This is a genomic window from Nitratireductor sp. GCM10026969, assembly GCF_042660605.1.
Classification (GTDB): Bacteria; Pseudomonadota; Alphaproteobacteria; order Rhizobiales; family Rhizobiaceae; genus Chelativorans.
In genome coordinates this window covers 1-7,109 of the sequence record NZ_JBHSUM010000192.1, presented here as the reverse complement: position 1 = coordinate 7,109, position 7,109 = coordinate 1, and the positions used below count along the sequence as shown (strand labels likewise).

The following is a 7,109-nucleotide window of genomic DNA, read 5'->3' as shown; positions in this document are numbered from 1 at the left end:
GCAGCGTCATGCGTCGCGCGCGGGCGTTCTCGACGATGCGCATCGGCAGCTCGCGGCCGGCCACCCGGTGGGTTCGCTCTACGGGCGGCGCGCTCGTTCTCAGGCGGGCGGTCTTGAGGAAGCTGGACGGCATCGATGCAGCATAGATGATTCGCGCGTCCGCATGCGCCTGAAATCGCGCGTCCGGAACGGGAAACGGCGCCCGCAAGGGGGCGCCGCATGTGGCAGGAGGCGATCGGGAGATCTGAGAGTGCGCGTTCTCAGCCTTCGCTGGTGGGCGCCTCCGGACCGCGTCCGGCCTTGCGCTCGTTCATGAAGCGGTCGAACTCCTCGCGGTCGCGCGCACGGCGCAGTTCGCGCACATACTCATCGAACTCCTCGCGCATGGCCTCGAGCTTGCGGCGCTCTTCGGCCAGGCGCTCCAGCTCCTTCTCGCGCCAGTCGTCGAAGGCCACATTGCCCGTGCGCACTTGGGTGCGGGCGGCCCTGCGGCAGTTGGAGAACATGCCGTCGGTCGCGCGGTTCACCTCGTGCTTGAAGTCGCCGAGCCTGTCGCCCCACAGGATGTAGGCGAGCATGGCAAGGCCGAGCGGCCAGAAGAGCCAGAAACCGATCACCATCAGGGCGATCGTCGCCGGCGTCCAGGCCGGGCGGATCAGTGCAGAATTGGTCATCGTCACCAGGTCCTCATCGTTGGAACAGGGGCTGCGGCCGCATTGAGCGACATGGGGAGTACTTGATGCCGATTCAAGATTTGCCGCGCCAAAAGATGCGCCGGAACACCGCTCCTCAGCCCGCCCGCTCCGCAAGTGTCGCGGCCACCCGCAGCATCAGCCCGATGTCCTGCGGGCGCGACAGGCGATGGTCGCCGTCGCGGATGAGCGACAGGGTGACGTCGTCGGCCGGCAGGTGCTCCACCAGCCGCATGGCGTGGCTGTAGGGCACGTCCGGATCGGCCATACCCTGCAGGATGTGGACCGGGCAGTGCGTGTCGATGATGCCTTCGAGGACCCGGTTCTCGCGCCCGTCTTCGAGCAGCGCCCTTGTATAGACCGTCGGCTCCGGCGAATATTCCGACGGCTCCTCGATATAGCCTTGGGACTGAAGCACCTTGCGCTGCTCGGCGCTGAGCCCCGGCTCCACAAGGTCGGTGGTGAAGTCGGGTGCCGGCGCCAGAAGGAGAAGCCCGCCCACGCGTGCCCCCTCGCCGGCCTTCTGCAGTTCCTGGATCATGCGCAGGGCGATCCACGCGCCCATGGAAGAGCCGACGAGCACCTGCTTGCCTTCGGTGAAGCGGCGGAAGACGGCAAGGCTTTCAGCCAGCCAGCGGGAGATGGTGCCGTCTTTGAAGGCGCCGCCTGACTCCCCGTGGCCGGAATAGTCGTGCCGCGTCACCGCAATGCCGTTGTCGCGCCCCCATGCGTCCAGCGCCTCGGCCTTGGTGCCGCGCATGTCGGAGAGATAGCCGCCCAGCCACATCACTCCCGGTGTGCGCCCTTGTCTCCGGCGCACGGCGATCTTAGTTCCGTCGACATCGAAGTGGATCGGCTCGCTGTGGCTCATCGCTTTCTCCTGCAGGCGGCCGTGTTGTGTCATCCGGTTCGCCGCCGCGAAAGGGGGGCGCTTGCGCTTCCGGCGTGATTCTTTTGCGCGATTGTGTTATTGACAGCAAGCCTGCAAACCGCACATAGCCGACGGCTCGCCGATGCGGGCATGATCCGTTCCGTCAACGACTTGAGGAGACAACGACCATTCGCAGACCGTTCAAAGCGCCGCCTCCGGTAAAGGAAGGCCCCCGCGCCAATCGCGAGATCCGGGTTCCCCGGGTGCAGCTCATCGACGACGAGGGAAACAACCGAGGCATCGTGGCAACCGACGAGGCCCTGCGCACGGCGGAAGATGCCGGGCTGGACCTTGTCGAGGTTTCGCCCAATGCCGACCCGCCCGTCTGCAAGATCACCGATCTCGGCAAGCTGAAATACCAGAGCCAAAAGAAGGCCGCGGAGGCCCGCAAGAAGCAGAAGACCGTCGAGATCAAGGAAATCAAGATGCGGCCCAACATCGACACTCATGATTATGAGACGAAGATGAAGGCCGTGCGTCGGTTTTTCGAGGAAGGCGACAAGGTGAAGCTGACCTTGCGCTTCCGTGGCCGCGAAATGGCGCACCTCGAGCTTGGCATGCAGCTTCTCAACCGCGTGCGCGAGGAGGTCGAGCCGATCGCCAAGGTCGAGGCCGAGCCGAAGCTGGAAGGCCGGCAGATGATGATGGTCCTGGCGCCGCGTTAGAACATGGAAAGCGAAGGCGTTCGTCCCCTGCCGACCCGTTCGCTGGACCGGTTCCAGCGAACGCGGCGGTTGGCCATTCTGCTGATGCTGATCGCCGCGGGCGCCTTCCTGCTTTTCTGCAGCGCGCCGCCGCCCGGTGGCGCCTTGCATGAAACGGTGGAGATCACGGGCCTGATGCTGATCGCCATCGCGATCCTCGGGCGGCTCTGGTGCACGCTTTATATCGGCGGCCGAAAGAACACGGAGATCGTTGCGCGTGGTCCCTATTCGCTGACGCGCAACCCCCTTTATGTTTTTTCGGCGATCGGTGCCGCCGGCGTGGGTGCGCAGACGGGCAGTGTCACTGTCGCCCTCCTTTTCGGGATGGTGACAACCCTGGCATTCCTTGTCGTGATCCAGCGCGAGGAAGGGTTTTTGGAGGCGACCTTCGGGTCGGCCTATGATGCCTATCGCGCCCGGGTGCCGCGCTTCGTGCCGCGGTTTTCCGGCTACGAGGGCGCCGGGCTCGTTACGGTGGACCCGTCGCGGCTCTACGCGACGCTCTTCGACGGGCTGGTTTTTCTCGCTGCCATTCCCGTCTTTGAGGGAATCGAGTGGCTTCAGGAAAGCGGCGCTTTACCGGTCTTGGTGCGGCTCGTCTAAAGACGGTTGCGCTTTTTGAGCGCCGTCGCTATAAGGCCGCGTTTCATGAACCGTCCGGCAGGGCATGCCGTGGCGGTTCGTAATGCTTCGGGCATTCGCCCGGAAAAGAACAAGCGCCCCTGGCGCACATACGGAGAAGCAAAATGCCCAAGATGAAGACCAAGTCCGCTGTCAAGAAGCGGTTCAAGGTGACCGCCACCGGCAAGGTGAAGGTGCAGGCCGCCGGCAAGCGCCACGGCATGATCAAGCGTTCCAACAAGTTCATTCGCAAAGCGCGGGGCACGATGGTGCTTTCCGATCCCGATACGAAGATCGTGAAGCAGTTCATGCCCTACAGCCGCTGAGACGGACCCGGAACAGTTTAAGGAGATCATGCCATGGCACGTGTGAAGAGGGGCGTTGCCGCCCACGCCAAGCACAAGAAGGTCCTGAAGTCCGCAAAGGGTTTCTATGGCCGTCGCAAGAACACGATCCGCATCGCCAAGCAGGCGGTCGAGAAGTCGCTGCAATATGCCTATCGCGACCGCAAGAACCGCAAGCGCAATTTCCGGGCGCTGTGGATCCAGCGCATCAACGCCGCCGCGCGTGAGCACGGGCTGACCTACGGTCGCCTCATCGACGGGCTCAACAAGGCGGGCATCGAGATCGACCGCAAGGTGCTGGCCGACATGGCCGTGCACGAGCCGCAGGCATTCGCAGCGGTGGTGGGTCAGGCCAAGACGGCGCTCGAGTATCTCAAGAACACCACGCCTAATGCTTTTGAGAGCGCTGTCGGCTAGCCAGCGCTCCCGAAGCAGGAAGAGAATTTTTCGGGAACCCGCGCTGGCAGGGCTGGCGCGGGTTTTTTCGTGGTCGAAACGGACGTAAAGGCAGGACGATGCAGGACGGAGGCAACGTGGATACGGGCAGTGCCGAGACGGCCGGACCCGGCAAGGGAAGCACGATGAACGATCTGGATCAGCTCGAGAAGACGATACGGGAGGAGATCGCGGTCGCGCGCGACGAGCAGGCGCTCGAGGCCGTGCGCGTCGGCGCCCTGGGCAAGAAGGGCACTATCTCGGAGAAGCTGAAGACGCTGGGCGCGATGTCGCCGGAAGAACGTCAGGTCATGGGGCCGGCGATCAACGGCCTGAAGAACCGCGTTGCGGACGCGCTTGCCGTCCGCCGGGCGGAACTGCGCGAAGCCGCCCTTGCAGCAAAGCTGGAGCGGGAGAAGGTGGACGTGACCCTCCCCGTTCCCCGTCCACCGGCCGAGCGCGGCCGCATCCACCCCATCACCCAGGTCATCGACGAGATCACCGCCATTTTCGGCGATCTCGGCTTCGCGATCGCCGAGGGGCCGGACATCGAGACGGACTATTACAACTTCACCGCGCTCAACTTTCCCGAGGGTCATCCCGCCCGCGAGATGCACGACACGTTCTTCTTCGCGCCGGACGGGAAGGGCGAGCGCAAGCTTCTGCGCACGCACACCTCGCCCGTGCAGATCCGCACCATGGAAGCGCAAAAGCCGCCGATCCGCATCGTCATCCCCGGCAAGACCTACCGGGCGGATTCGGACGCCACCCACACGCCCATGTTCCACCAGCTCGAAGGGCTGGTGATCGACCGGACGGCCAACGTCGCCAACATGAAGTGGGTGCTGACCGAGTTCTGCAAGGCCTATTTCGAGGTGCCGCAGCTCAACATGCGCTTCCGGCCGAGCTTTTTCCCCTTCACGGAACCGAGCCTGGAGGTCGACATTCAATGCGACCGCTCGACCCCCGGCGAGATCCGCTTCGGCCAGGGCGACGACTGGCTGGAGATCCTCGGCTGCGGCATGGTGCATCCCAACGTGCTGCGCCATGGCGGGCTCGACCCCGACGAGTACCAGGGCTTCGCCTGGGGCATGGGCATCGACCGCATCGCCATGCTGAAATACGGCATGCCGGACCTGCGCGCCTTCTTCGACGCCGACGTTCGCTGGCTCCAGCACTACGGTTTCCGCCCGCTCGACCTGCCGACATTGTTCGGAGGGTTGAGTTCTTGATGTACGAGGGCGGTTGCCGCTGTGGGGCGGTTCGGCTCACCGCACGCGCCGAGCCGGTCTGGCGCTCCTATTGCCACTGCGAAGACTGTCGCAAGGCAACCGGCGCGCCGGTCACGGCGTTCGTGGGCTTTGCGAAAGGGGCCCTCGCCTTCGAAGGCGAGGCGCGCTGCGCTTTCCGTTCCGGATCGGCCGAGCGCGGCTTCTGCGGCCGTTGCGGCAGCCCGCTGGATTATCGGGACGCAGAATTGCCGGGCCAGATCTACGTCTATCTCGGCGTGATGGACGAGCCCGAGCGCTTCGCGCCGACGCTGCATGCCTTCGAAAGCGAACGCCTGCCCTTTCTGCACATCAAAGACGATCTGCCACGCTTCGAGCGCTTTAGCGTCAAGCGCTGACCGGAATTCCTGAGGAACGATTGCGATGAAATTTACACTCTCCTGGCTCAAGGATCACCTGGACACCGAAGCCTCGCTCGACCAGATCGTGGAAACGCTCACCATGATCGGGCTCGAGGTGGAGTCCGTCGATGATAAGGCGGCGCTGAAGCCCTTCGTGATCGCCAGGGTGCTGACGGCGGAAAAGCATCCTGATGCCGACCGGCTCAAGGTGCTGACGGTGGATGCCGGCTCCGGCGCGCCGGTGCAGGTGGTCTGCGGCGCGCCCAACGCACGCGCCGGGCTGATCGGCGCCTTCGCTGCGCCGGGCACCTACATTCCGGGCATCGACACGACGCTTTCCGTGGGCAAGATCCGCGGCGTGGAAAGTCGCGGCATGATGTGCTCCGAACGCGAGCTCCAGCTTTCCGACGAGCATACCGGCATCATCGATCTGCCCGAGGATGCGCCCGTGGGTGAGCCCTTCGCGCATTGGGCGAGGCTCGACGATCCGGTCATCGAGATCGGCCTGACGCCGAACCGCCCCGACTGCACGGGCGTCTACGGCATCGCGCGCGACCTTGCCGCGGCGGGACTGGGCACGTTGAAGAGCGGTGCCGTGACGCCGGTGGAAGGCAGCGGCGCGTGTCCCGTCAAGGTGCGGATCGAGGCGCCCGACCTTTGCCACGGCTTTGCCCTGCGGCGGGTCGCCGGCGTAAGGAACGGCCCATCGCCGAAATGGATGCAGCAGCGCCTGATGGCCATCGGCCTGCGCCCGATCAACGCGCTGGTGGACATCACCAACTACATCACCTTTGACCGCGGCCGGCCGCTGCACGTCTTTGATGCGGCAAAGGTCGCAGGCAATCTCACCGTCCGCCGCGCCCGCCACGGCGAGACGGTGCTGGCCCTCGACGAGCGCGAATACACGCTCACGCCGGAAATGTGCGTGATCGCCGACGAAAAAGGCGTGGAATCGATCGCCGGCATCATGGGCGGCGAGCGTTCGGGCTGCGACGAGAACACCACCGACGTGCTGATCGAATCGGCCCTGTGGGAGCCGGCCAACATCGCCCGCACGGGCCGCGATCTCGGCATTGTCACCGACGCGCGCTACCGCTTCGAGCGCGGCGCCGATCCAGAATTCATGGTCGGCGGCATGGAGCTTGCCACCCGGCTGGTGCTGGAGATCTGTGGCGGGGAAGCCTCCGAACCCCGTATCGAGGGCTATCAGGGCCATACGCCGAAAACCGTGTCCTTCCCGCCCGCCGAGGTCAGGCGCCTCACCGGCCTCGACGTGCCAGCCGCCGAAAGCATCGACATCCTCGCCCGCCTCGGTTTTGCCGCCGGCGGCTCCGGCGAGACGATCACGGTGACGGTGCCCTCCTGGCGGCCGGATGTCGAGGGCAAGGCCGACCTCGTGGAGGAGGTCATGCGCATTCACGGCGTCAACGAGATCGCGCCGCAGCCGATGCAGGCCGATGGCGCCGTCGGCGGGCGCATCCTGACCACCCCGCAGCTGCGCATGCGGGCCGCCAAGCGGGCGCTTGCCGTGCGCGGCATGATGGAAGCGGTTACCTGGTCCTTCATCCCCGAGGCGCATGCGCGGCTGTTCGCCGACAATCGCCGGCTCATGGCGCTCGCCAACCCGATCGCAGCCGACATGTCCACCATGCGCCCATCGCTCCTGCCGGGCCTCATCGCCGCCGCCCAGCGCAATGCAGACCGCGGATTTGCCGACATCGCCCTGTTCGAGGTGGCAGGCACCTATGAGGG

The 7,109-nt window shown here is 65.3% G+C and carries 9 protein-coding genes; 7 read left to right on the top strand and 2 right to left on the bottom strand.

The genetic code is table 11. The features are described 5' to 3' along the window. Positions 1 to 260: 260 nt before the first annotated feature. Together ACFP9U_RS22720 and ACFP9U_RS22715 are read right to left on the bottom strand one after the other, a co-directional pair. Positions 261 to 674: a DUF2852 domain-containing protein gene (locus tag ACFP9U_RS22720; protein ID WP_322451197.1), complete on the bottom strand. Its 414-nt coding sequence runs from the start codon at positions 672 to 674 to the stop codon at positions 261 to 263. 115 nt (positions 675 to 789) lie between these two features. Further along, a complete protein-coding gene (locus ACFP9U_RS22715) occupies positions 790 to 1,563 on the bottom strand; it encodes an alpha/beta hydrolase (protein ID WP_378624949.1) in 774 nt (257 codons plus the stop codon). Positions 1,564 to 1,751: 188 nt separating this feature from the next. On the opposite strand from ACFP9U_RS22715, the gene infC reads away from it, so the two are divergent. The 7 genes from infC to pheT form a co-directional block, all read left to right on the top strand. After that, positions 1,752 to 2,288 carry a translation initiation factor IF-3 gene (gene infC, locus ACFP9U_RS22710; RefSeq protein ID WP_322451282.1) on the top strand — a complete coding sequence of 179 codons (537 nt, stop codon included), beginning with the start codon at positions 1,752 to 1,754 and terminating at the stop codon, positions 2,286 to 2,288. Between the two features lie 3 nt (positions 2,289 to 2,291). Then, positions 2,292 to 2,930 carry a methyltransferase family protein gene (locus tag ACFP9U_RS22705; protein WP_378624948.1) on the top strand — a complete coding sequence of 213 codons (639 nt, stop codon included), beginning with the start codon at positions 2,292 to 2,294 and terminating at the stop codon, positions 2,928 to 2,930. Positions 2,931 to 3,073: 143 nt separating this feature from the next. Beyond that, a complete protein-coding gene (gene rpmI, locus ACFP9U_RS22700) occupies positions 3,074 to 3,274 on the top strand; it encodes a 50S ribosomal protein L35 (protein WP_378624946.1) in 201 nt (66 codons plus the stop codon). Between the two features lie 33 nt (positions 3,275 to 3,307). Next, a complete protein-coding gene (gene rplT / locus ACFP9U_RS22695; protein ID WP_322451193.1) occupies positions 3,308 to 3,709 on the top strand; it encodes a 50S ribosomal protein L20 in 402 nt (133 codons plus the stop codon). A gap of 164 nt (positions 3,710 to 3,873) precedes the next feature. Next, positions 3,874 to 4,959, top strand: a complete 1,086-nt coding sequence (pheS, locus tag ACFP9U_RS22690) for a phenylalanine--tRNA ligase subunit alpha (protein WP_378624951.1) — start codon at positions 3,874 to 3,876, stop codon at positions 4,957 to 4,959. Then, positions 4,959 to 5,354: a GFA family protein gene (locus ACFP9U_RS22685; RefSeq protein ID WP_378624945.1), complete on the top strand. Its 396-nt coding sequence runs from the start codon at positions 4,959 to 4,961 to the stop codon at positions 5,352 to 5,354. The genes pheS and ACFP9U_RS22685 overlap by 1 nt, the downstream gene beginning before the upstream one ends. Positions 5,355 to 5,379: 25 nt before the next feature. Next, the coding region (pheT, locus tag ACFP9U_RS22680; protein WP_378624942.1) for a phenylalanine--tRNA ligase subunit beta at positions 5,380 to 7,109 on the top strand (1,730 nt) is incomplete at its 3' end.

What these genes read in the sequence shown, in the direction of transcription:
- ACFP9U_RS22720 (WP_322451197.1), bottom strand. Translation starts at nt 674, where the DNA reads ATGACCAATTCTGCACTGATCCGCCCGGCCTGGACGCCGGCGACGATC.
- ACFP9U_RS22715 (WP_378624949.1), bottom strand. Translation starts at nt 1,563, where the DNA reads ATGAGCCACAGCGAGCCGATCCACTTCGATGTCGACGGAACTAAGATC.
- ACFP9U_RS22705 (WP_378624948.1), top strand. Translation starts at nt 2,292, where the DNA reads ATGGAAAGCGAAGGCGTTCGTCCCCTGCCGACCCGTTCGCTGGACCGG.
- rpmI (WP_378624946.1), top strand. Translation starts at nt 3,074, where the DNA reads ATGCCCAAGATGAAGACCAAGTCCGCTGTCAAGAAGCGGTTCAAGGTG.
- rplT (WP_322451193.1), top strand. Translation starts at nt 3,308, where the DNA reads ATGGCACGTGTGAAGAGGGGCGTTGCCGCCCACGCCAAGCACAAGAAG.
- pheS (WP_378624951.1), top strand. Translation starts at nt 3,874, where the DNA reads ATGAACGATCTGGATCAGCTCGAGAAGACGATACGGGAGGAGATCGCG.
- ACFP9U_RS22685 (WP_378624945.1), top strand. Translation starts at nt 4,959, where the DNA reads ATGTACGAGGGCGGTTGCCGCTGTGGGGCGGTTCGGCTCACCGCACGC.